The sequence below is a fragment of the Pseudomonas oplopanacis genome, from assembly GCF_057128725.1.
This window is the reverse complement of the sequence record NZ_JBSKHV010000013.1, coordinates 129,914-151,549: the sequence shown is the minus strand read 5'-3', so window position 1 is coordinate 151,549 and position 21,636 is coordinate 129,914. Positions and strand designations below refer to the sequence as shown.

Annotated in this window: 19 protein-coding genes; 13 read left to right on the top strand and 6 right to left on the bottom strand. The window is 59.6% G+C overall.

Annotated features, from left to right (window positions below):
• Positions 1-67 precede the first annotated feature (67 nt).
• Positions 68-1,012 carry a choline ABC transporter substrate-binding protein gene (gene choX / locus ACWKV5_RS23335; protein WP_483843161.1) on the bottom strand — a complete coding sequence of 315 codons (945 nt, stop codon included), beginning with the start codon at positions 1,010-1,012 and terminating at the stop codon, positions 68-70.
• A gap of 210 nt (positions 1,013-1,222) precedes the next feature.
• Between choX and ACWKV5_RS23330 the strand changes: the two genes are divergently transcribed.
• On the top strand, positions 1,223-2,182 hold the full coding sequence (locus tag ACWKV5_RS23330; RefSeq protein ID WP_483843182.1) for a GlxA family transcriptional regulator: 960 nt from the start codon (positions 1,223-1,225) through the stop codon (positions 2,180-2,182).
• A gap of 139 nt (positions 2,183-2,321) precedes the next feature.
• Here the strand turns inward: ACWKV5_RS23330 and ACWKV5_RS23325 are convergent, their stop codons facing one another.
• Complete coding sequence (locus ACWKV5_RS23325) at positions 2,322-2,738, bottom strand: DUF3010 family protein (protein WP_483843160.1); 417 nt, start codon at positions 2,736-2,738, stop codon at positions 2,322-2,324.
• A 219-nt stretch (positions 2,739-2,957) separates the two neighbouring features.
• On the opposite strand from ACWKV5_RS23325, the gene ACWKV5_RS23320 reads away from it, so the two are divergent.
• Both ACWKV5_RS23320 and ACWKV5_RS23315 read left to right on the top strand, forming a co-directional pair.
• Complete coding sequence (locus ACWKV5_RS23320) at positions 2,958-3,254, top strand: helix-turn-helix domain-containing protein (RefSeq protein ID WP_483843159.1); 297 nt, start codon at positions 2,958-2,960, stop codon at positions 3,252-3,254.
• Positions 3,251-4,489 (top strand): type II toxin-antitoxin system HipA family toxin, encoded by a 1,239-nt coding sequence (locus ACWKV5_RS23315; protein WP_483843158.1) that lies wholly within the window; start codon positions 3,251-3,253, stop codon positions 4,487-4,489. The genes ACWKV5_RS23320 and ACWKV5_RS23315 overlap by 4 nt, the downstream gene beginning before the upstream one ends.
• Positions 4,490-4,493: 4 nt before the next feature.
• Here the strand turns inward: ACWKV5_RS23315 and ACWKV5_RS23310 are convergent, their stop codons facing one another.
• Entirely contained in the window at positions 4,494-4,895 is a 402-nt protein-coding gene (locus ACWKV5_RS23310) for a lysozyme inhibitor LprI family protein (RefSeq protein WP_027926653.1), read from the bottom strand.
• A gap of 234 nt (positions 4,896-5,129) precedes the next feature.
• Here ACWKV5_RS23310 and ACWKV5_RS23305 point away from each other — a divergent pair, with 234 nt between their 5' ends.
• The 8 genes from ACWKV5_RS23305 (at position 5,130) to ACWKV5_RS23270 (ending at position 14,929) form a co-directional block, all read left to right on the top strand.
• Positions 5,130-6,107: a dipeptidase gene (locus tag ACWKV5_RS23305; protein ID WP_008033250.1), complete on the top strand. Its 978-nt coding sequence runs from the start codon at positions 5,130-5,132 to the stop codon at positions 6,105-6,107.
• A 78-nt stretch (positions 6,108-6,185) separates the two neighbouring features.
• Entirely contained in the window at positions 6,186-6,716 is a 531-nt protein-coding gene (locus ACWKV5_RS23300) for a DUF5943 domain-containing protein (RefSeq protein WP_007947752.1), read from the top strand.
• 15 nt (positions 6,717-6,731) lie between these two features.
• Complete coding sequence (dgcA, locus tag ACWKV5_RS23295) at positions 6,732-8,792, top strand: dimethylglycine demethylation protein DgcA (protein WP_462020814.1); 2,061 nt, start codon at positions 6,732-6,734, stop codon at positions 8,790-8,792.
• Positions 8,793-8,963: 171 nt separating this feature from the next.
• Complete coding sequence (dgcB, locus tag ACWKV5_RS23290; protein ID WP_483843157.1) at positions 8,964-10,913, top strand: dimethylglycine demethylation protein DgcB; 1,950 nt, start codon at positions 8,964-8,966, stop codon at positions 10,911-10,913.
• Complete coding sequence (gene etfA, locus ACWKV5_RS23285) at positions 10,913-12,133, top strand: electron transfer flavoprotein subunit alpha (protein WP_483843156.1); 1,221 nt, start codon at positions 10,913-10,915, stop codon at positions 12,131-12,133. The genes dgcB and etfA overlap by 1 nt, the downstream gene beginning before the upstream one ends.
• A gap of 15 nt (positions 12,134-12,148) precedes the next feature.
• Positions 12,149-12,919 (top strand): electron transfer flavoprotein subunit beta, encoded by a 771-nt coding sequence (gene etfB, locus ACWKV5_RS23280; RefSeq protein WP_483843155.1) that lies wholly within the window; start codon positions 12,149-12,151, stop codon positions 12,917-12,919.
• Between the two features lie 145 nt (positions 12,920-13,064).
• Positions 13,065-13,631, top strand: a complete 567-nt coding sequence (locus ACWKV5_RS23275) for an N-acetyltransferase family protein (RefSeq protein WP_483843154.1) — start codon at positions 13,065-13,067, stop codon at positions 13,629-13,631.
• A gap of 131 nt (positions 13,632-13,762) precedes the next feature.
• Positions 13,763-14,929, top strand: coding sequence for a retropepsin-like aspartic protease (locus tag ACWKV5_RS23270; RefSeq protein WP_483843153.1), 1,167 nt, complete (start codon positions 13,763-13,765; stop codon positions 14,927-14,929).
• Between the two features lie 761 nt (positions 14,930-15,690).
• On the opposite strand, the gene gbcA is transcribed toward ACWKV5_RS23270, so the two are convergent.
• Complete coding sequence (gene gbcA, locus ACWKV5_RS23265; protein WP_483843152.1) at positions 15,691-16,986, bottom strand: glycine-betaine demethylase subunit GbcA; 1,296 nt, start codon at positions 16,984-16,986, stop codon at positions 15,691-15,693.
• A 282-nt stretch (positions 16,987-17,268) separates the two neighbouring features.
• On the opposite strand from gbcA, the gene gbcB reads away from it, so the two are divergent.
• On the top strand, positions 17,269-18,369 hold the full coding sequence (gene gbcB / locus ACWKV5_RS23260; protein WP_123434641.1) for a glycine-betaine demethylase subunit GbcB: 1,101 nt from the start codon (positions 17,269-17,271) through the stop codon (positions 18,367-18,369).
• A gap of 106 nt (positions 18,370-18,475) precedes the next feature.
• Here gbcB and ACWKV5_RS23255 read toward each other — a convergent pair whose 3' ends face one another.
• Both ACWKV5_RS23255 and ACWKV5_RS23250 read right to left on the bottom strand, forming a co-directional pair.
• Complete coding sequence (locus ACWKV5_RS23255) at positions 18,476-19,300, bottom strand: SDR family oxidoreductase (protein ID WP_483843151.1); 825 nt, start codon at positions 19,298-19,300, stop codon at positions 18,476-18,478.
• A 234-nt stretch (positions 19,301-19,534) separates the two neighbouring features.
• Complete coding sequence (locus tag ACWKV5_RS23250; protein ID WP_483843150.1) at positions 19,535-20,575, bottom strand: threonine aldolase family protein; 1,041 nt, start codon at positions 20,573-20,575, stop codon at positions 19,535-19,537.
• A 133-nt stretch (positions 20,576-20,708) separates the two neighbouring features.
• Between ACWKV5_RS23250 and ACWKV5_RS23245 the strand changes: the two genes are divergently transcribed.
• Positions 20,709-21,419, top strand: a complete 711-nt coding sequence (locus tag ACWKV5_RS23245; protein ID WP_483843149.1) for a TraX family protein — start codon at positions 20,709-20,711, stop codon at positions 21,417-21,419.
• Positions 21,420-21,636 lie beyond the last annotated feature (217 nt).

Here is a 21,636-nt window from a genome sequence, read left to right as displayed (position 1 = left end):
AAGGCCGGGCGAAATGGCCCTGTTCGCAGCCCGGTCGGGCTGCGAATCGGTGGTTCGGTTTTAAAATTTATTTAATGGTCAGTTGCAGGTTTTCAGCCGCCGGTTTGCCATCGAAGGTGGTCACACCTTCGAGCCAGCGCTGCTTGTCTTGCGGGTGATCTTTCAGCCATTGCTTGGCCGATTCGAAGGCGTCCTTGTGATCCAGCAGCGGCTGCATCATCCGGCTCTCGTCTTCGGCGGTGTAAGTCAGGTTGCTCAGCAACCGACCGATGTTCGGGCACTGTTCGGCGTACTTCGGCGCGGTGACGGTCCAGACCGTGGCCATGCCTTCGTTCGGGCCGAGGGCGTCGTCACTGCCGGTGAGGTAGGTCATTTTCACGTTGACGTTCATCGGGTGCGGCGCCCAGCCGAAGAACACCACGGCCTCGTTGCGGCGCACGGCGCGATCCACGGCGGCAAGCATGCCGGCTTCGCTGGACTCGACCAGCTGGAATTTGCCGAGGCCAAATTGATTCTTGGCGATCATCGCCTTGATCTGGGTGTTGGCGCCTGAACCAGGCTCGATGCCGTAGATTTTGCCGCCCAGTTCTTTTTCAAACTTGGCGATGTCGGCGAAGGTTTTCAGGCCCTTGTCGGCGAGGTAAGTCGGTACGGCGAGGGTCGCGCGGGCGTCTTTCAGGCTCGGGGCTTGCAGCACTTTGACCTGGTTGCCATCGACGAACGGGGTGATGGTCTGGGTCATCAGCGGGTTCCAGTAACCGAGGAACAAGTCCAGGCGCTGGTCGCGGATCCCGGCGAAGATAATCTGCTGGGACGCGCTGGTTTGTTTGGTGTTGTAGCCGAGGCCGTCGAGCAGGACCTGGGTCATGGCACTGGTGGCGATCACGTCGGTCCAGTTCACTACGCCCATGCGCACGTTCTGGCACGAGGCGGGTTCGGCGGCCATGACGCTGGCGCTCAGCAAAGCGGTACCACTGAGTGCAAGAACACAGCTGCTGATCAGTCGTTTCATCTCAGGTTCCTCGGCAGTTCGTTTATTGTGGGTCCGGTCGTCTTTGTGCGCCGGTGATGCCAAGTTACGCAGCTAAGCCCCCATGAAAGCGCACTACGGCGACCAGCTCTTGCACTGCAGCGACCTGTCCTCTTGAATGCCATCGACAAGTGGCGTATCAACGTCAACACGCTCCCCGCCCTGACATTACCCGCCAATCGAGTGCGCTCCATGTCCCAGGATTTCTACTTCTTGTTGATGCCGGGTTTCTCGGCGATTGGATTTATCTCGGCCATCGAGCCGCTGCGGGTCGCCAATCGGTTTCGCGGCGAGCTGTATCGCTGGCATGTATTGAGCGCCGATGGCGGGGCAGTGCTGGCCAGCAACGGCATGTCGGTCAACGCCGACGCGGCGCTGGAGCCGTTGAAGAAAGGCGCGACGCTATTGGTCGTCGCCGGTTTCGAACCGCTGAAATTCGCCACCCCGGCACTGGAGCACTGGTTGCGCCGTCTCGACAATGAAGGCGTGACCCTCGGCGCCATCGACACCGGCAGCTTCATCCTCGCCGAGGCCGGCCTGCTCGACGGCCATCGCCTGACCCTGCACTGGGAAGCCATCGACGCCTTCAAGGAGTCGTATCCACAGCTCAGCGTCACCCAGGAGCTGTTCGAGATCGACCGCCGCCGTATCACTTCGGCCGGCGGCACCGCCTCCATCGACCTGATGCTCGACCTCATCGCCCAGGCCCACAGCCCGGAACTGGCAATCCAGGTCAGCGAACAATTCGTACTCGGCCGCATCCGCCCACGCAAAGACCACCAACGCATGGAAGTCGCCACGCGGTATGGCATCAGCAACAAGAAGCTGGTTCACGTGATTGGGGAGATGGAACAGCACAGCGAACCGCCGCTGACCACGCTGGAACTGGCCGAATCGATCAAGGTGACGCGGCGGCAACTGGAGCGATTGTTTCGCTTGCACCTGAACGACACGCCGAGCAATTTTTATCTGCGCTTGCGATTGGAAAAGGCCCGGCAGTTGTTGCGGCAGACGGACATGAGCGTGCTGGAAGTGAGTATTGCGTGCGGGTTTGAATCGCCGTCGTATTTCACCCGTAGCTATCGGGCGAAGTTTGCGCGGTGCCCGCGCGAGGATCGCCGACGGTTAGGTGATGGGCGGGAACTGGTTTGAACACAGATTCAAACAACACCTTACAACCCCTGTGGGAGCGAGCCTGCTCGCGAATGCAATCTGTCAGCCGCCATTGATGTCGACTGACCCACCGCTTTCGCGAGCAGGCTCGCTCCCACAGTTTTAATCTGCTTTGGTCTTACTTCTTCATCAAGGCCGAGCAGGCTGCTTTGTAGGCTTCATGCTGATACTTGTTCAGCGTCGCCGGCGGTTCGAAATCATGCTTCTTGCTCTGCGCATTGATCGTTTGCGGCGACAGCAGCGTCACCTCGCAATTCTCCAGCAGCTGAAACACACCCTCGATCTTGAATGTGGTCGGCCCACCCGCGAACTCGCCTTTCTTGCTGCGCTTCTTGATCGCAATCCGATCAATTGAATTCTCACGCACAAACGACGCCACCTGAGCAGCAAAGACTTTGACGTTCGCCGCGTCCTCGTCATCGTCGAGGGCGATCTTCTTGGTGGCCAACGCAACGTGGCTCAGCACCTGGTCGTCGAGGGAGGCCACGGCGATGATCGCTTCGCTGCCTTTGATTTCAATGCCGCAGATTTTCATTTGAGTCCCTTTCTCGGTAGATGACGTGCAGCTTATAGCTCAAAGAATAAACGTAATGGGCGCACAAGAGGTCGGAAAGGTCTTTTTTGCCTATAAATAAAAGATCAAATGCTATCCGTTAAATGCTCATAATCTATTTTTGAGTCAATATATTGTCTTTTAAATATTAGTTTTCTATCGCGCTGCTACACTTGCTCACATTCCTCTTGAGGTCAACCTATGGCCCTTACCCATATTCTCTACTCCCCCGGAGAGATCGCACTACAGATTGCCGGGAATGCCAAGCGCCTGAGACTCGGCAAGAACCTTTCGCGACGCACGCTCGCGCAAAAATCAGGTGTCCCCGAGTCGAATATCAAGCGCTTTGAAACGACCGGAAAGATCTCTCTGGATGGCTTGTTGCTCATTGCAATTTGCCTCGGGGCGGAAGAACCGTTGACGAGTTTGTTCGCCTCTACGCCGTCGCTGACACTTCAGGAACTGAAAAATTACGAAAGGGCTCGTGGCCGACAATGAAAATCGTCAACGCACTCAGCGTCATGCTTCAAGGTTCAAGAGTCGGCGAGTTGGTCGCGATTCCTCGTCGGGGCGTGTTCTTTTCTTATGATCCGGGGTGGTTGGCGAAAGGCTTCAACCTTGCGCCGTTTCATATGGATTTCTCGATCAAACCCCAGAGTGCGGCTGATCCGTTACTGTTCGACGGTCTGCACGGCGCGTTCAGCGATTCGTTGCCCGATGGTTGGGGACTACTGCTCATGGATCGATTCTTCCGCAGTCAATTGGGCGTCGAGCGCCACGCAATCGGTCCGCTGGATCGTCTGGCCTACATGGGAAATCGCAGTATGGGCGCGCTTGAATACGTACCGATGATGGAAACCGTTGAAGCAGACGAAGACCTCGACCTGGCTGCCCTCTACGAGGCTTCACAAACGATACTTTCAGGCAGTACTGACGACGTCATCAATTCTCTGCGACTGGCAGGTGGTTCCCCCGGTGGTGCACGACCTAAAGCGGTGATCGGTCTTTCGCCAGACAAACATCGCGCCGTTTCGTCATTTGGCAAAATGCCCGTCGGTTTTGAGCACTGGTTAATCAAGTTTCGTTGTGAAGAGGAGCATCGAGACAGCGGCGCTGTTGAGCAGGTTTATGCACTGATGGCCCATCGAGCAGGCATCGAAATTTCCGAATCGAAACTGTTTCAAGTAGAAACCACAAAGGGCAAAGAGCAATTCTTCGCCACGAAACGCTTCGATCGAAAGGAAGGCGCCAAGCGCCACATGCTTACCGCTGCGGCGATTCTATACGCGGACTTCCGGACGCCAAGCCTCGATTACAGTGATTTACTGCGAGCGACCTGGGCAATGACCAAGGACGCGGCAGAGGTCGAGAAAATGGCCCGATTGATGGTGTTCAACGCTCTCGCTCACAACCACGATGATCACGCAAAGAACTTCTCGTTTTTTGGCGAGAAGGATGGCTGGAAAATGGCGCCGGCCTACGACCTGACCTTTTCCAGCACCGCCGGGCGCGGTAACGAACACACCACAGCATTCGCGGGAAGAGGCAAACCCTCACGCAAGGCACTCATTGAAGTGTGCAAACCCTTCAGTTTCCTAGCGCCGGAGCGCTACATGGAACAAACACTGGATGCTTTTTCCGGGTGGAATGCCTGTTGCGCCGATCTGGGCATCGATAAAACGACGAACCAAAAATTGCTGGCGACGCTTGAGTCTGTATGGCAGGCGCTCTAACGCGTCACTCCTGCCCAATCGACTCTAAAAACTCCGACCGCTCATCACTCATCCGCGCCACGCAATCATTTTGCGCAATCGTAAACGCCTTGCTACCACTCGTCGCCGGAAACGCTTCGACTGCGCAATCCGCGTCCCGAGTCTTCAGCCATTGCTGTTGGGCTGCCTTGAGTTTGGCGGTGATGTCGGCCAGTTGCGCCGGGTTCTTGCCGTAGGCCGTTTGCATGCGTTCGGCCAGGCCCTGGTAGTTCTCTTTGAGGAGGTCTTCGGCGGTGGTTCGGCTGAAGGCCGAACATTCGAGGGTCTGGACGTCGTTTTCGACTTTGTCGCAGGGGTTGTCGTCGGATTCTTCAGCGGCGTGTACGCCGGTCGCTATCAGTGCCAAAGCCAGGAAGATCGATTTCATTGCGTCGCCGCCCCAATCCAAAAGTGCATTCAGTAAAGCAGCGAATTCTGGCCCATGCGCAGACCCTTGAACAGGTGGGCAATCGTGCCCCGCGGCGACCCTTTGTCGCGGATTGACGCTTTCGGCAAACCCCCTGTCGTTTTTGCACCCGGCTGCCCCGTCCCTCAGGCATATGCTGGCCCCAAAGCGCCGGCACACGATTCGGCGCATGAATTGCCAAAAGGGGACAGCCTGATGAGCCCAGCCGAATTGCACGCCGACAGTATCGTTATCGACGGGCTGATTATTGCCAAGTGGAACCGTGAACTGTTCGAAGACATGCGCAAGGGCGGTCTGACCGCAGCCAACTGCACCGTGTCGGTGTGGGAGGGCTTCCAGGCCACCGTCAATAACATCGCCGCCAGTCAGAAGCTGATTCGCGAGAACAGCGACCTGGTGATTCCGGTGCGCACCACCGCCGACATCCGTAAAGCCAAGGAGCAGGGCAAGACCGGCATCCTGTTCGGCTTCCAGAATGCTCACGCGTTTGAAGACCAGATCGGCTATGTCGAGGTGTTCAAGCAGCTCGGCGTCGGCATCGTGCAGATGTGCTACAACACCCAGAACCTGGTGGGTACCGGCTGCTACGAGCGCGATGGCGGCCTGTCGGGTTTCGGTCGTGAAATCGTCGCCGAGATGAACCGCGTGGGCGTCATGTGCGACCTGTCCCACGTTGGGTCGAAAACCTCCGAAGAAGTCATCCTCGAATCGAAGAAGCCAGTGTGCTACTCGCACTGCCTGCCGTCGGGCCTGAAAATCCACCCGCGCAACAAGTCCGATGAAGAACTGAAGTTCATCGCCGATCACGGCGGTTTCGTCGGCGTGACCATGTTCGCGCCGTTCCTGGCCAAGGGCATTGATTCGACCATCGACGACTACGCCGAAGCCATCGAATACACCATGAACATCGTCGGCGAAGACGCCATCGGCATCGGCACCGACTTCACCCAGGGCCATGGCCAGGACTTCTTCGAATACCTGACCCATGACAAGGGCTACGCCCGCCGCCTGACCAGCTTCGGCAAGATCATTAACCCGCTGGGTATCCGCACCGTCGGCGAGTTCCCGAACCTGACCGAAACCTTGCTCAAGCGCGGCCATTCCGAGCGCGTGGTGCGCAAGATCATGGGCGAGAACTGGGTGAACGTCCTCAAGGACGTTTGGGGCGAGTAAGCCACCGCACCTCTGAATCCTTTCCCCCGGCCATCCGCGCCGGGGGCAACACCAAAATTTTTCTGGAGTTAAGTTTCCATGGCCAAGATCGCCCCGCAATTGCCAATCGAAGTCGACAGCGAAACCGGTGTCTGGACCTCCGACGCCCTGCCGATGCTGTACGTGCCACGTCACTTCTTCGTGAATAACCACATGGGCATCGAGGAAGTGCTGGGCGCCGAAGCCTACGCGGAAATCCTTTACAAGGCCGGCTACAAATCCGCTTGGCACTGGTGCGAAAAAGAAGCTGAATGCCACGGCCTGGAAGGCGTTGCGGTGTTCGAGCACTACATGAAACGCCTGTCGCAACGCGGCTGGGGCCTGTTCAAGATCCAGGACATTGACCTCGACAAAGGCACCGCCAGCGTCAAGCTCGAACACTCGGCGTTCGTCTACGTCTACGGCAAGGTCGGGCGCAAGGTCGACTACATGTTCACCGGTTGGTTTGCCGGTGCCATGGACCAGATTCTGCAGGCCCGCGGCAGCAAGATCCGTACGGTTGCCGAGCAAGTCTACGGTGGCTCCGAAGAAGGCCACGACGACGGTTTGTTCACCGTCAAGCCGTTGTAAGTCGAGGACCCCGCCATGGCTTTCGAAGCAATGTTCCAGCCGATCCAGATCGGCAAACTGACCATCCGTAACCGCGTGCTCAGCACCGCGCACGCCGAGGTCTATGCCACCGACGGCGGCATGACCACCGACCGGTACGTCAAGTATTACGAAGAGAAAGCCAAGGGCGGGATCGGCCTGGCGATTTGCGGCGGTTCCTCCAGCGTGGCCATCGACAGCCCGCAAGGCTGGTGGAAGTCGGTCAACCTGGCCGACGACCGGATCATCCCGCACTTCCAGAACCTGGCCGATGCCATGCACAAGCATGGCGCCAAGATCATGATCCAGATTACTCACATGGGTCGTCGTTCTCGCTGGGACGGCGAGCATTGGCCGACCCTGCTGTCGCCGTCGGGTATCCGTGAACCGGTGCACCGTGCAACCTGCAAAACCATCGAGCCGGAAGAAATCTGGCGGGTGATCGGCAACTACGCCAGCGCCGCTGCGCGTGCCAAGGCCGGTGGTCTCGACGGTGTCGAACTGTCGGCGGTGCACCAGCACATGATCGACCAGTTCTGGAGCCCGCGCGTCAACAAACGGACCGACGAATGGGGCGGCAGCTTCGAAAACCGCATGCGTTTCGGCCTCGAAGTCCTCAAGGCTGTGCGCGCTGAAGTCGGCCCGGACTTCTGCGTCGGCATCCGTCTGTGCGGTGACGAGTTCCACCCGGACGGTTTGTCCCACGAGGACATGAAGCAGATCGCCAAGTACTACGACGACACCGGCATGATCGACTTCATCGGCGTGGTCGGCTCGGGTTGCGACACCCACAACACCCTGGCCAACGTTATCCCCAACATGAGTTATCCGCCGGAGCCATTCCTGCACCTGGCGGCCGGGATCAAGGAAGTGGTCAAGGCCCCGGTCCTGCACGCGCAGAACATCAAGGACCCGAACCAGGCGACCCGTATTCTGGAAGGCGGCTACGTCGACATGGTCGGCATGACCCGCGCCCACATTGCGGACCCGCACCTGATCGCCAAGATCAAGATGGGCCAGGTCGACCAGATCAAGCAATGCGTCGGCGCCAACTACTGCATCGACCGCCAGTACCAGGGCCTGGACGTGCTGTGCATCCAGAACGCCGCGACCTCCCGTGAATACATGGGCGTGCCGCACATCATCGAGAAGTCGACCGGTGTGAAGCGCAAAGTCGTGGTGGTCGGTGCCGGTCCTGCCGGAATGGAAGCCGCTCGCGTGTCGGCCGAACGTGGCCACGACGTGACCCTGTTCGAGAAGAAAGAATTCATCGGCGGCCAGATCACCACCGCTTCGAAAGCCCCGCAACGGGACCAGATCGCCGGTATCACTCGCTGGTTCCAACTGGAATTGGCGCGTTTGAAAGTTGACCTGCGCCTGGGCGTGGCGGCCGATGCGGCAACCATTCTCGACCTGCGTCCGGACGTGGTGGTACTCGCCGTCGGCGGTCATCCATTCCTGGAGCAGAACGAGCATTGGGGCGCGGCTGAAGGCCTGGTGGTCAGCAGCTGGGACATCCTTGACGGCAAAGTAGCGCCGGGCAAGAACGTGCTGGTCTACGACACCATTTGTGAATTCACCGGGATGTCGACCGCCGACTTCCTTGCCGACAAGGGCAGCCAGGTCGAGATCGTCACTGACGACATCAAACCGGGCGTGGCGATTGGCGGCACCTCGTTCCCGACGTACTACCGCAGCATGTACCCGAAAGAAGTGATCATGACCGGGGACATGATGCTGGAGAAGGTCTACCGTGAAGGCGACAAGCTGGTGGCGGTGCTGGAAAACGAATACACCGGCGCCAAAGAGGAGCGGGTGGTGGACCAGGTCGTCGTCGAAAACGGCGTGCGTCCAGACGAAGAAATCTACTACGCGCTGAAGGAAGGCTCGCGCAACAAAGGCCAGATGGACATCGAAGCCTTGTTCGCGATCAAGCCGCAACCTTCGCTGAGCCAGGCGGGCGACGGCTACTTGCTGTTCCGCATCGGCGACTGCGTGGCGCAGCGCAACACCCACGCGGCGATCTACGACGCCCTGCGGTTGTGCAAGGATTTCTAAGAGCTTGTGGATAAACCTGTGGGAGCGAGCCTGCTCGCGAATGCAATCTGTCAGCCGCCATTGATGTCGACTGACCCACCGCTTTCGCGAGCAGGCTCGCTCCCACAGGAGTCGGGCAAGGCATCCAGGTAGTTTGGCCTGCAAGACCCTGCGGTCTTTGGGAGCTCCACCATGTTGAACACCCTTCTTCCAATCCTGTTGTTCGCTGCCTTGGGCCTTGCCGTCCTGGGCGCGTTGCGGCGGGTGGCCATGTGGCGCCGGGGCCGGGCTTCGAAAGTCGACCTGATCGGCGGCCTGTTCGCCATGCCCAAGCGTTACATGGTCGACTTGCACCATGTGGTCGCGCGGGACAAATACATCGCCAACACCCACGTCGCCACGGCCGGTGGTGCAGTGGCGTCCATCGTGCTGGCGATTCTGGTGCACGGTTTCGGCCTGCATAACCGCATCCTCGGTTATGCACTGCTGTTAATGACGGCCGTGATGTTCGTCGGTGCGATCTTCGTTTACCTGCGTCGACGCAACCCGCCGGCGCGCCTGTCCAAAGGCCCGTGGATGCGCCTGCCGAAAAGCCTGTTGGCGTTCTCGGCATCGTTCTTCCTGTTGACCCTGCCGGTCGCCGGCATCCTTCCGGAAAACTTCGGTGGTTGGCTGGTGGCGGCGATCCTCGGCGTCGGTGTGCTGTGGGGCGTCAGTGAACTGTTCTTCGGCATGACCTGGGGCGGGCCGATGAAGCACGCCTTCGCCGGTGCGCTGCACCTGGCCTGGCACCGTCGCGCCGAACGTTTTAATGGCGGTCGTTCCACCGGATTGAAACCGTTGGACCTGAACGACCCGACAGCGCCGCTGGGCGTGGAAAAACCCAAGGATTTCACCTGGAACCAACTGCTCGGTTTCGACGCCTGCGTGCAGTGCGGTAAGTGCGAAGCCGCGTGCCCGGCCTACGCCGCTGGCCAGCCGCTGAACCCGAAAAAGCTGATTCAAGACATGGTCGTCGGCCTGGCCGGTGGCACCGATGCGAAATTCGCCGGCAGCCCGTATCCAGGTAAAGCCATCGGCGAACACGCCGGCAATCCGCATCAACCGATCGTCAACGGTCTGGTGGACGCCGAAACCCTGTGGTCCTGCACCACTTGCCGCGCCTGCGTCGAGGAGTGCCCGATGATGATCGAGCACGTCGACGCCATCGTCGACATGCGCCGCCATCTGACCCTGGAAAAAGGTGCGACCCCGAACAAGGGCGCCGAAGTCCTGGAAAACCTGATCGCCACCGACAACCCCGGCGGTTTCGCGCCGGGCGGGCGGATGAACTGGGCGGCGGACTTGAACCTCACGCTGATGAGCGAAAAGAAATCCGTCGACGTGCTGTTCTGGGTCGGCGACGGTGCGTTCGACATGCGCAACCAGCGCACCTTGCGCGCCTTCGTCAAAGTGCTGAAAGCGGCCAAGGTCGACTTCGCGGTGCTTGGCCTCGAAGAACGTGACAGCGGTGACGTGGCCCGACGTCTGGGCGACGAAGCAACATTCCAGCTGTTGGCCAAACGCAACATCCAGACCCTGGCCAAGTACAGCTTCAACCGCATCGTCACCTGCGACCCGCACAGCTTCCACGTGCTGAAAAACGAGTACGGCGCCTTCGACGGCAACTACCTCGTGCAGCACCACAGCACCTACATGGCGGAAATCATCGGCGCTGGCGCCCTGAACCTCGGCCAGCACAAAGGCAGCAGCGTGACTTATCACGATCCGTGCTACCTCGGCCGTTACAACGGCGAATACGAGGCGCCGCGTGAAGTGCTGCGCGCCCTCGGGATTGAAGTGAAAGAAATGCAACGCTCCGGTTTCCGTTCGCGCTGCTGCGGCGGCGGTGGCGGCGCGCCGATCACCGACATTCCGGGCAAGCAGCGGATCCCCGACATGCGCATGGAAGACATCCGCGAAACCGGCGCCGAACTGGTGGCCGTGGGTTGTCCACAATGCACCGCGATGCTGGAGGGCGTGGTCGAACCGCGTCCGTTGATCAAGGACATCGCCGAACTGGTGGCCGACGCGTTGCTCGAAGACGCAGCGCCGAGCAAACCCACCACGCCAGCCCAGCGTGAACCTGCGGAGGCCCACTGATGAGCGACATTATCCGCCGCGACCCCCGCGCCGAATGGATTGCCCGTAACCGCTTGCACCCGCTGCACGCGGCCATGCAACCGGCGCAACACAGCTGGATGGGCCCCAACGGCGTCATCCGCAAGAATCTGCACGGCATCGGTTTTATCGGCCCCAACGGCATCAAGCGCATTGACCGCAGCGGCGCTCAGCAGGGCGGGGCGACCAAACGTACGGCAGCCGTTGAAGTGCAATTGCCGCTGCATCAAGTGTCGGCACCAGCGTTCTACATCAGCGTGGTGCCGGACATGGTCGGCGGCCGCTTGAGCAGCCACGACCGCGACTTGCTCGGGCTGGCCCGTCAGTTGGCCGGCCAGGATGGCGCGGTGTTGGCCGTGGTCTTTGGCGAACACAAGGAAAACGCCTTTGCGACGGCGGGTGTTGATCGCTTGCTGGTGCTGGAAGGCGATGAATTCAGCGGTTATGCACCGGAGCAACGGGTCCAGGGCCTGCGGGCTGTGGATAACCAGTTCAGTCCGCGTCATTGGTTGCTGCCGGACAGTCGCAGCGGTGGCGGTGAACTCGGTCGACGCTTTGCCGCTGCACTGGGCGAACGCCCGGCCACGCGGGTCTGGCAGGTCAAGGATCAGGAATGCATCGGTCGCGCCGGTGCGGGTTTGCAAGACCTTGCGCGCCCGGTTGCACGCTTGATTCTGGCCGCTGCCGAATGCGCCGAACCGGTCAGCGAAACCCGTCACGAAGCACTGCCGGTGGAGTTATCCACAGCCGTGGTTCGCAGCCTGTCGCGCATCGAAGATTTGGGCGCGGTGGCGGTGGACCCGGCGGCGATTCCGATGGCCGAGGCCGAGTTCATCTTCTCCGGCGGCAACGGGGTCAAGGACTGGGGACTTTTCCACAGGACCGCCGAAGCACTGGGCGCCACCGAAGGCGCGTCCCGAGTGGCGGTGGACGATGGGTTCATGGCGCGCGACCGTCAGGTCGGCGCGTCCGGCACTTGGGTCACAGCACGGGTTTATGTGGCGGTGGGGATTTCCGGGGCGATCCAGCACCTGCAAGGCATCGGTGCCTGCGACAAGGTGGTGGCGATCAACCTCGACCCTGGCTGCGACATGATCAAACGGGCCGACCTGTCGGTGATCGGCGAGAGCGCCGAGATTCTTCAAGCCTTGATCGACGCGGTAGCGGCTTACCGCAACGACGCCAAGCGCGATGCGGCTTAAGGGAAGGAAAGGGTTATGAGCACGAAAATCATCAGCCTGGTGTCCATCGGGGCCCACCCGACTTCCGGCCGGCCACGTCGCGCGGAGCAGGATGCGCGAGCAGTGGAACTGGGCCTGCAACTGGCTGGGGATAACCTGCAAGTGCTGCATGCCGGCGACGTCGCGGAGCCGGCGCTGCGCGCTTATCTGGGTATGGGGCTGGAACAGTTGCATGTGCTGGAACAGCCATCAGGCGCGGATGCCTTGCCGGCGTTGACCGCTTATTTGCGCGATGCGGGGGCGCAAGTCGTATTGACCGGCAGTCAGGCCGAAACCGGTGAAGGCTCGGGCATGTTGCCGTTCTTGCTGGCGGAAAGCCTCGGCTGGCCGCTGGTGGTCGGGTTGGCGCAAGTGGAATCCATCGACGGCCATTCGGCGCTGGTGCTGCAAGCCTTGCCGCGTGGCCAGCGACGTCGCTTGAAAGTACGCCTGCCGTTTCTCGCGACGGTGGATAACGCTGCGCCGAAGCCTCGGCAAAGCGCCTACGGCCCGGCTCGACGCGGTGTACTGCAAGCCGATGAAGTCGAAGTGATCGACGATGAACTGCTGGCGGTCGCCGCGTTGCAACCGGCCAAACCTCGGCCTAAACGCCTCAAGGTGATCAAGGCCAAGAGCGGCGCAGACCGGATGAAAGCGGCCACAGCCAAGGCCAGTGGCGGCGGCGGGCAGGTGCTCAAAGGCGTCACGGCGCAAGCGGGTGCCGAGGCCATTCTCAAGTTACTGATCGAAGAAGGCGTGGTCCGCTAACAGGTATCAACACAAATCTAATGTGGGAGCGAGCCTGCTCGCGAAAGCGGTGGGTCAGTCAACATCTCCGGCGACTGATACAGCGCTTTCGCGAGCAGGCTCGCTCCCACAGGATGTTCGTGTTACCGACATTTATGGGGAAATAATGACCGTTGAATTTCGTTCGGCCCTGCGCGCGGATGCGCGGGAGATTGCTCGCTTGTTCCAGATTTCATCAGAGGGCGCTGCGGATTACATCTGGAGCCAGATAGCCGAGCCCGGCCAGGACCTGTTGGACGTTGGCGCCCTGCGCTATGCCCGCGACGGTGTGGACTTCTCCTGGCAGAATTGCCTGATCGCCGAGGCAAACGGGGAAGTCATCGGCATGATGCACAGCTACGTGATGCGTCATGACCCGATGGCGGCGCCCGTCACCGACCCGGTGCTGGCGCCGTACGCCACAATGGAAATCCCCGACACCCTCTACATTTCCAGCCTGGCGCTGCATGAGGGGTGGCGAAATCAGGGCCTGGGCAAGCAGTTCCTCGCTTTCGCCTACGATCGAGCCAATCAGTTGGGGCTCAATGGCCTGAGCCTGATCGACTACGCCGCCAACACTGGTGCCCGGCGGTTTTATGAGCGGCACGGCTTCCGTATCGTCGACACCTGCCAGATCACCCCCCACCCGATGATTGGGGTCACGGGTGAAGCCTATCTGATGTACCGGCCGTAGGGCTGCCTCCCGCCATACCACTCGGTGAACTACAGTTTTGCTGTGCGCTGGTTAAGGGTGCAGCACGGTTCACGGAGCTTTCAGACGTTCAGCGCTGAGTCATAAAACCCGTTTATAGGCGTGGGTTGAACATGAAGGCGTTGCGTTGGCGTGCGGCCTGGTTGCTCTGCGGGGTAATGTGCGTGCCTGCCGGGTTGATGGCGGCTGCCAGTACTGAATCCGATCAGGATTTTTATCAGTGGTTAGAGTCGGACCAAGGGCAAACAGCCTCCTTGGCCCAACTGCGCCAGCAGTGCGACAAGGTGGTGGACGCCACGAACAACCTCAACTGTTCAGTGTCCGTGTTCGCCCGAATGTTCGAGGCCAAAGCCGCCAATCAATTGCCAGATTACTATCTGGCAATCAAGCGCCGCCATGCCCGGGCCATCGCGATTGACCCCGAACTCAACGTGCTGTTTTCCATGTTTGGCCGTCAATCGATTGCGACTCTGCGCGCGACCGGCGATTTTTCGGTGTCCAGCACCAAACGCCATGAAGTGCTAACGGTTTATCCACGCCCCAGTGAAGGCTATGTCACGGACGAAGTGCTGCCGTACATCGACGTCAAAGCGGCCAACGGCGTCTCCTCGCGCTTTATTGTCGATACCGGCGCACCGCAAACCCGGGTCAACGCCGAAACCGCGAAACGCATGGGCATCACGCTGTTAACCGACTCCCATTACGGCTACAGCACGTTTTATGGGGAGCATGACCTGTCGGCCAAACTCGGGGTCCTTCAATCGTTGAAGGTCGGCGGGAACGAGTTCAGGAACGTCCTGGTGTTTGTCAGCGACCGGGATAACTTGTTGGGCCTGGATCTGGTCGGCAAGTTGGGGCGTTTGAAGCTCACGAAAAAGACTCTGGAACTCAACGCGGAACCTCCCGCGCGGTGCGATTCGCCGGTTAGCTATTCGCGTGCGGACATCAATCAACGACTGACCGTCGCCGCGCGGCTGGATCGTCGGGCGACGTTGGCGATTCTGGACACCGGGAATGTGGATTACCTGACGTCGGCCTCGCCCGGTGACTTGCCTGTTCACGTCGCCGAAAACTCGCGCCACGAGACCTTCAAGGGCGAGCTGGATTTGTCTGGCGACATCCGGGCAATCACCTACAAATACTATCCAGGCTTCACCATCCCTCCGTCGTTGGTGGCCGGGCAGTACGTGCCTTCGATTTTGCTCGGATGGCGGGTATTCAATGATTATGAATTGAACCTGGACACGCTATCGGGTCGCTCGTGCCTGAATAAAATCTGATTTAGCCACAAAGCCTGTTAGTGCTTCTGTGGATAACGTGTTCGCCCCTCGCTGCACCCCATACAAATCAAGGGCTACGAGCCTGCGTACAAAAAACAACCAGCCTAACCTGCGGTTTTTTCACGCTTTTTGCGGTGGATAAGGTTTGCCGCTATTCAATACTTGCCCCCAATCTCTGTTGGCGCTTCTGTGGATAAGATGTTTGCTAACCTCTACAGGCCATGTAAACCGGGTCGTTCAGGCTTTTGGTTGAAAAACGATCAAATCACAAGTTTGGCCCCTTGAACGTCGCGCAATGCCCGATTTATCGCGGCTTCCGGCGGTTTTCCACAGAACCGCAGAAGTTGCCCCCAAAGTCTGTTGGCGCTTCTGTGGATAAGGTGTTTGCCATCCTCTGCAAGCCACGCCGAACGTGCCCTGTAAGCTTTCGATCAAAAAACAATCAGCGGCTGCTCAAAACCGGGCTTCTGGATAAGTCACGGATTTTCTTCGGTTTCTGTGGAGAAAGTTTTGCGTAAAACCACACTTGTCCCCAATAGCTGTGGGTGGAGGTGTGGATAACTTGTTTGTGGAAGGCTGGAAGGTGCGCGGGGCATAGCTCTGAACGGAATAGATCATATTTCGTACAGTTATGAGTGGGAGAGGGGAATCACGGATGGATGTGCTGATAGAGAGGGCGCTTTCGCGAGCAGGCTCCCACATTTGATTTGTGTCGTTCACAAATCCCCTGTGGGAGCGAGCCTGCTCGCGAAGCTTCTGACTTAGCCTTGAACAGGAACACCTTTAAGGTAAGGCGCAGGCTCGGCTCCGAGGTTGCTCAGCAGACGCTCGCTGTACCAGTCCACAAAGTTCACCACACCAAACTCATACGTCTTGGAGTACGGGCCAGGCTGGTACGCCGTGGAGTTGATGCCGCGCTGGTTTTCTTCCGCCAGTCGACGGTCCTGGTTGTTGGTTTCATCCCACACTTTGCGCATGCGTTCTACGTCGTAATCCACGCCTTCGACCGCATCCTTGTGCACGATCCACTTGGTGGTGACCATGGTTTCCTGAGCGCTGATCGGCCACACGGTGAAGACGATGATGTGGTCGCCCATGCAGTGGTTCCACGAGTGCGGCAGGTGCAGGATGCGCATCGAGCCCAGGTCCGGGTTCTTGATGCGGCCCATGAGCTTGGCGCAGCCCTGTTTGCCGTCCATGGTCATCGACACGGTGCCTTTGAGCAGCGGCATGCGCACGATGCGGTTGCGCAGGCCGAAGCTGGCGTGGGCGTAAGGGATCTTCTCGGCTTCCCAGGCAGCGGCGGAGGCGGCGACGTGGTCCTTGAAGGCCTGGTCGGCGCGCGGGTCGGTGACGTCGTCCCATTCCAGCAGGGATTTCAACAGCTCCGGGTGCGACGCGTTGCAGTGGTAGCACTCGCGGTTGTTTTCCAGCACCAGTTTCCAGTTGGCTTTTTCGTACAGGTTGGTCTGGATCGCCACCTTGGTGTTTTCCATGTCGTACGGTTCCATGTAATGGCTCAACGTCGACAGGAAGTCATCAATGGCCGGCGGATTCTCCGACAGGCTGATGAAGATGTAACCACCGGCGGTCTTCACGTTCACCGGTTTGAGGCCGTACTGCTTCATGTCGAAGTCGGCGCCCATTTCGGTGCCGGCGAACAGTAGGCGGCCGTCCAGCTCATACGTCCACTGGTGGTAGTGGCAGACCAGCTTGGCGACTTTGCCTTTTTCACTGGTGCACAGACGCGAACCGCGGTGGCGGCAGACGTTGTGGAAAGCATGCACCACGCCGTCAGCGCCGCGAATCACGATGATCGGGTTCTTGCCGACTTGCAGGGTCAGGTAGTTGCCCTTGGTCGGGATCTCGCAGGTCATGCCGGCGATCAACCACTCTTTCTGGAAGATTTCCTGCATGTCGATATCAAACAGCCGCTCGTCAGAGTAAAACGGCTGCGGCAGCGAGAACGTACGCTCGCGCTCTTGCAGCATCTGTGCGGTGGCCTTGCGTGCGGGTTCCAGTGGATCGCCCAGGCTCAGGGTAGTGGTGACGTCCATCATTTAATCCTCAAGGCCATTCTGTGTGGCCGGCGAAAGTGGCTAATCAGGTTTGCTACGCAAGGTGTAAAGAAACTGTCGTTGTGTGGAGCGAGTGTGGGGCCGGCGCTGGCCAGAACCTTATCTACGAGCGACATGGCCCACTCTGTTCCCGACGCGCAACCCCCGGTAGTTGGGGCTTGGTCGCGATAAGTATGTGAATGTCGCAGATAGGTAAATGGGTGGTTCGCACGTTACGCAGAATCGCCAACATAAGGCCGAGCATCGGCGGTGGAGAACAGCATGTCCAACAGCTTCCTGAATCCGGTAACGACCCAGACCTGGGCCAATGGTCGACACATCGTCCGTTGCGTCAAAGTCATCCAGGAAACCTGGGATGTGCGCACCTTCTGCTTTATGGCTGACCAGCCGATCCTGTTCTTTTTCAAGCCGGGGCAGTTCGTCACCCTGGAGCTGGAAATCGACGGCGTGCCGATCATGCGCTCCTACACCATTTCCAGCTCGCCCTCGGTGCCTTACAGCTTCTCGGTGACGATCAAGCGCGTGCCCGGCGGCAAGGTCTCGAACTGGCTGCACGACACCCTGCATGAAGGTCAGGAACTGGCGGTGCACGGCCCGGTCGGGCTGTTCAACGCCATGGACTTCACCGCACCGAAGGTGCTCTACCTCAGCGGCGGCGTCGGCATCACGCCGGTCATGTCCATGACGCGCTGGTTCTACGACACCAACGGCAACGTCGACATGGTGTTTATCCACAGCGCCCGCTCGCCCAAAGACATCATTTACCACCGCGAACTGGAACACATGGCGTCGCGGATCGATAACTTCAGCCTGCACCTGATCTGCGAGAAGCACGGTCTGGGTGAGCCGTGGGCCGGTTATCGCGGCTACCTGAACCACAAGATGCTCGAATTGATGGCGCCCGACTTCCTCGAGCGCGAAGTCTTCTGCTGCGGCCCGACGCCGTACATGAACGCGGTGAAACGCATGCTCGAGACCGCCGGTTTCGACATGTCGCGTTACCACGAGGAATCGTTCGGTGCGACGCCACCGGAAGCGCGCGCCGACGCCGTGGAGCAAGCCGAGCAAGCGGCGGATGCACCGGAAGTCGATGTGGCGGACCTGCATCAGGTGGAATTCACCGCGTCCGGCAAAAGCATTCGTGTGGCGCCGGGTGAAACGGTGCACGCGGCTGCGGCCAAGCTTGGGTTGTTGATTCCGAAAGCGTGCGGGATGGGGATTTGCGGTACGTGCAAGGTGATGAAGCTGGGTGGCGAGGTCGAGATGGACCACAACGGTGGGATCACCGAGGAAGACGAAGCCGAAGGGTTCATCCTGTCGTGCTGCAGCGTGCCGAAGGGCGACGTACGTATCGAGTTCTAAAACCTGTGGGAGCGAGCTTGCTCGCGATAGCGGTGGACCAGTCAATATCAATGTTGAATGGTCCAGCCTCATCGCGAGCAAGCTCGCTCCCACAGTGGTTTGTGTTTCAGTCCACAAACAGATCCGGCATCAGCTTGTCATGGGTGCCGGGCTCAAAGCGGTAGTGATCGAATTCGGTCACGCCATGCTCCCGCAGAATCTCCTCATCAATCAGCAATCGCCCGGTGATGGTGCGACCGCTGCTGTCCAGAATGACGTGGGCGGCATCGGCCATGATCTCGGGCGTTCGCGCATGCTTGAACGATTCCCGAGATCCAAGCTGAAACTCAATGGCGGCGGTGGCGATCATGGTCTGTGGCCATAGCGAATTGGCGCTGATGCCGTAATTCTTGAATTCTTCGCTCATGCCAATCGTCAGCATGCTCATGCCGTATTTGGTCACGGTGTAGGGGCTGTACTGGGCGAACCATTGGGTGGCCAGATTGAGCGGCGGCGACAGGTTGAGAATGTGCCCACCGGTTTTTTTCAGATAGGGCAGGGCAGCCTGGCTGCATAGCAAAACGGCGCGGGTGTTGATCTGGTGCATTAGGTCGAAGCGCTTGAGTTCGATGTGTTGAACTCCGGTCAGCTTGATTGCGCCGGCGTTGTTGATCAGCGCATCGATGCCGCCGAAATGTTCGTTAGCCTGGGCGAGCGCGTTTCGTACCGCGTCTTCGTCACGCACATCCACCTGCAAGGCCAGTGCCTTGCCGCCCGCCGCCTCAACTTCCTGCGCCACGCTGAAAATCGTGCCCGGCAACTTCGGGTGCGGCTCGGCGCTTTTGGCCGCAATCACAATGTTGGCCCCGTCACGCGCCGCGCGTAGCGCGATCTCCCGACCGATCCCGCGGCTGGCGCCAGTGATGAACAGGGTTTTGCCTTTCAAGGACATGCGTGCGCTCCTGATTATTGTTATGAGAGCGGATTGAAACCGCTCGCAGACAATGTAGACGATGTCTTCAGGTAGGCGCGCTTACTGTGGCGAGGGGGCTTGCCCCCGTTGGGCTGCGTAGCGGCCCTAAATACTGAGAATGCGGTCTATCAGGCAGACCGCATTGGCTGGTTTACGACGGCTCCGCCGCCGAACGGGGGCAAGCCCCCTCACCACAGGGGATTGGATTGCTGCTTAGCGGGCCATGACTTCGCGGATGTCGGCGGCCAGCTCGCGTACGCGTTCTTCTTCGGTGTCCCACGAGCACATGAAGCGTGCGCCGCCGTTGCCGATGAAGGTGTAGAAGCGCCAGCCCTTGGCGGTCAATGCGGCGATGGCCGGTTCCGAGAGTTGCAGGAACACGCCGTTGGCCTGTACCGGGAACATCAGTTCCACGCCCGGGATGTCGCTCACCAGTTCGGCCAGCAACTGCGCGCAGCGGTTGGCGTGGCGGGCATATTTGAGCCAGGCGTCGTTTTCCAGAATCCCGACCCAGGGCGCCGAGAGGAAGCGCATTTTCGAGGCCAGTTGCCCGGCCTGTTTGCAGCGGTAGTCGAAGTCTTCCGCCAGCTTGTGGTTGAAGAACAGAATCGCCTCACCCACCGCCATGCCGTTTTTCGTGCCGCCGAAGCACAACACGTCTACGCCGGCCTTCCAGGTCAGGTCTGCCGGGGAGCAACCGAGGAACGCACACGCATTGGAGAACCGCGCGCCGTCCATGTGCAGGTTCAGGCCCAGCTCTTTGCAGGTGGCGCTGATGGCGCGGATTTCTTCCGGGGTGTAGACGCTGCCGACTTCGGTGGCCTGGGTCAGGGTCACGACGCGCGGTTTCGGGTAGTGAATATCCTGGCGCTTGAGAGCGACTTCGCGGATCGATTCCGGGGTCAGCTTGCCGTTTTCAGTGCGGGCGATCAGCAGTTTTGAACCGTTGGAGAAGAATTCCGGTGCGCCGCATTCGTCGGTTTCGACGTGGGCAGTTTCCGAGCAGATCACGCTGTGGTAACTCTGGCACAGCGACGACAGGGCCAGCGAGTTGGCGGCGGTGCCGTTGAAGGCGAAGAACACTTCGCAGTCGGTTTCAAACAGTTTGCGGAAGTCGTCGGACGCGCGAGCGGTCCATTCATCGTCGCCGTATGCGCGCTGGTGGCCGTGGTTGGCCTGTTCCATGGCGGCCCAGGCTTCAGGGCAGATACCGGAATAGTTGTCGCTGGCGAATTGTTGGCTCTTATCGGTCATGGCCCTGCTTTCCGTGGTCGAGACGCTTATGGTGAAGCGACTCGTGGTCAATGATGGTGCGCACTTTACCGAAGATCATCCGGGGAGCACACGCGATGCGTCTGACAGAAAAATACAAAGACGACGGGCAATTATGCACATGACTCAACGGGATGGGGCACTGGATCTGCTCAAGTGGCTGGCGCTGTTGAGCATGGTGCTCGATCACCTGCGATATGTCGGTTATTCCGTCGATCTGCTGTATGTGCCGGGGCGGCTGGCATTTCCGTGGTTCTGTCTGGCGATGGCGGTGAATGTTTCCCGTGCACGGGAAGTTACACATCAGTGGCGGTATCTGGGCTGGTTACTGCTGTTCAGTGCCATCAGCGAGATCCCTTACAGGCTGTACATTCCTGATCCCGAGACGTTGAACGTGTTGCCTACGCTGGCGCTTGGGCTGTTGGTCGCGCGGGGCTGGCAGCACCCGACGTTGCAATCGCGACTGCTGGCGGTTGCCGCTTTGACGCTGGCAGCAGTGTTCCCGGAGCGACTGATGTTTGGTTTCTTCGGGGTGTTGTTGCCGCTGGCGATGTTGCTGGTGATCCGGCGTCCCTGGTATTTCGCGCTGCTACCGGGGCTGGTGTGTCTGGCGGCCAATGAGTGGCGGGTGCTGATTGATGCTGCGAAGCTGGGCAACAGTGCTGCGATTCCGGGTATTGCCGCTTGTCTGATTGCGCCATTGTTGGGAATGGCGCTTTTGCGACATGCCAAAGGCATTCATCCACCGCCGATGCGGCGTTGGGCGTATGCCCTGTATCCCCTGCATTTTTTCCTGCTGTTACTCGTCCGCCAAATCGCCACCTGACCCTTGTGGGAGCGAGCCTGCTCGCGAAGGCGGTGTGTCAGCAGCATGGATGTTTACCGACACACCGCCTTCGCGAGCAGGCTCGCTCCCACAGGGATCCTTGGTGGTTCGGGGACCGTGTCCGGTCAGGCATTTCGGCTCATGTCGTAAACGCACCTTTGCGTGGCGTCCGTAGGCATTTGGCCTGTCTGCGCCGGTCATACCATCGGCATCAAAG

Excerpts from the sequence above, each read along its gene's own strand:
- ACWKV5_RS23255 (WP_483843151.1), bottom strand. The coding sequence starts at position 19,300 with ATGTCCTTGAAAGGCAAAACCCTGTTCATCACTGGCGCCAGCCGCGGG.
- ACWKV5_RS23250 (WP_483843150.1), bottom strand. The coding sequence starts at position 20,575 with ATGACCGATAAGAGCCAACAATTCGCCAGCGACAACTATTCCGGTATC.
- ACWKV5_RS23300 (WP_007947752.1), top strand. The coding sequence starts at position 6,186 with ATGGCCAAGATCGCCCCGCAATTGCCAATCGAAGTCGACAGCGAAACC.
- ACWKV5_RS23275 (WP_483843154.1), top strand. The coding sequence starts at position 13,065 with ATGACCGTTGAATTTCGTTCGGCCCTGCGCGCGGATGCGCGGGAGATT.
- gbcA (WP_483843152.1), bottom strand. The coding sequence starts at position 16,986 with ATGGACGTCACCACTACCCTGAGCCTGGGCGATCCACTGGAACCCGCA.
- ACWKV5_RS23305 (WP_008033250.1), top strand. The coding sequence starts at position 5,130 with ATGAGCCCAGCCGAATTGCACGCCGACAGTATCGTTATCGACGGGCTG.
- ACWKV5_RS23330 (WP_483843182.1), top strand. The coding sequence starts at position 1,223 with ATGTCCCAGGATTTCTACTTCTTGTTGATGCCGGGTTTCTCGGCGATT.
- choX (WP_483843161.1), bottom strand. The coding sequence starts at position 1,012 with ATGAAACGACTGATCAGCAGCTGTGTTCTTGCACTCAGTGGTACCGCT.
- gbcB (WP_123434641.1), top strand. The coding sequence starts at position 17,269 with ATGTCCAACAGCTTCCTGAATCCGGTAACGACCCAGACCTGGGCCAAT.
- ACWKV5_RS23245 (WP_483843149.1), top strand. The coding sequence starts at position 20,709 with ATGCACATGACTCAACGGGATGGGGCACTGGATCTGCTCAAGTGGCTG.
- ACWKV5_RS23315 (WP_483843158.1), top strand. The coding sequence starts at position 3,251 with ATGAAAATCGTCAACGCACTCAGCGTCATGCTTCAAGGTTCAAGAGTC.
- etfB (WP_483843155.1), top strand. The coding sequence starts at position 12,149 with ATGAGCACGAAAATCATCAGCCTGGTGTCCATCGGGGCCCACCCGACT.
- dgcB (WP_483843157.1), top strand. The coding sequence starts at position 8,964 with ATGTTGAACACCCTTCTTCCAATCCTGTTGTTCGCTGCCTTGGGCCTT.
- ACWKV5_RS23325 (WP_483843160.1), bottom strand. The coding sequence starts at position 2,738 with ATGAAAATCTGCGGCATTGAAATCAAAGGCAGCGAAGCGATCATCGCC.
- ACWKV5_RS23270 (WP_483843153.1), top strand. The coding sequence starts at position 13,763 with ATGAAGGCGTTGCGTTGGCGTGCGGCCTGGTTGCTCTGCGGGGTAATG.
- ACWKV5_RS23320 (WP_483843159.1), top strand. The coding sequence starts at position 2,958 with ATGGCCCTTACCCATATTCTCTACTCCCCCGGAGAGATCGCACTACAG.
- ACWKV5_RS23310 (WP_027926653.1), bottom strand. The coding sequence starts at position 4,895 with ATGAAATCGATCTTCCTGGCTTTGGCACTGATAGCGACCGGCGTACAC.
- dgcA (WP_462020814.1), top strand. The coding sequence starts at position 6,732 with ATGGCTTTCGAAGCAATGTTCCAGCCGATCCAGATCGGCAAACTGACC.
- etfA (WP_483843156.1), top strand. The coding sequence starts at position 10,913 with ATGAGCGACATTATCCGCCGCGACCCCCGCGCCGAATGGATTGCCCGT.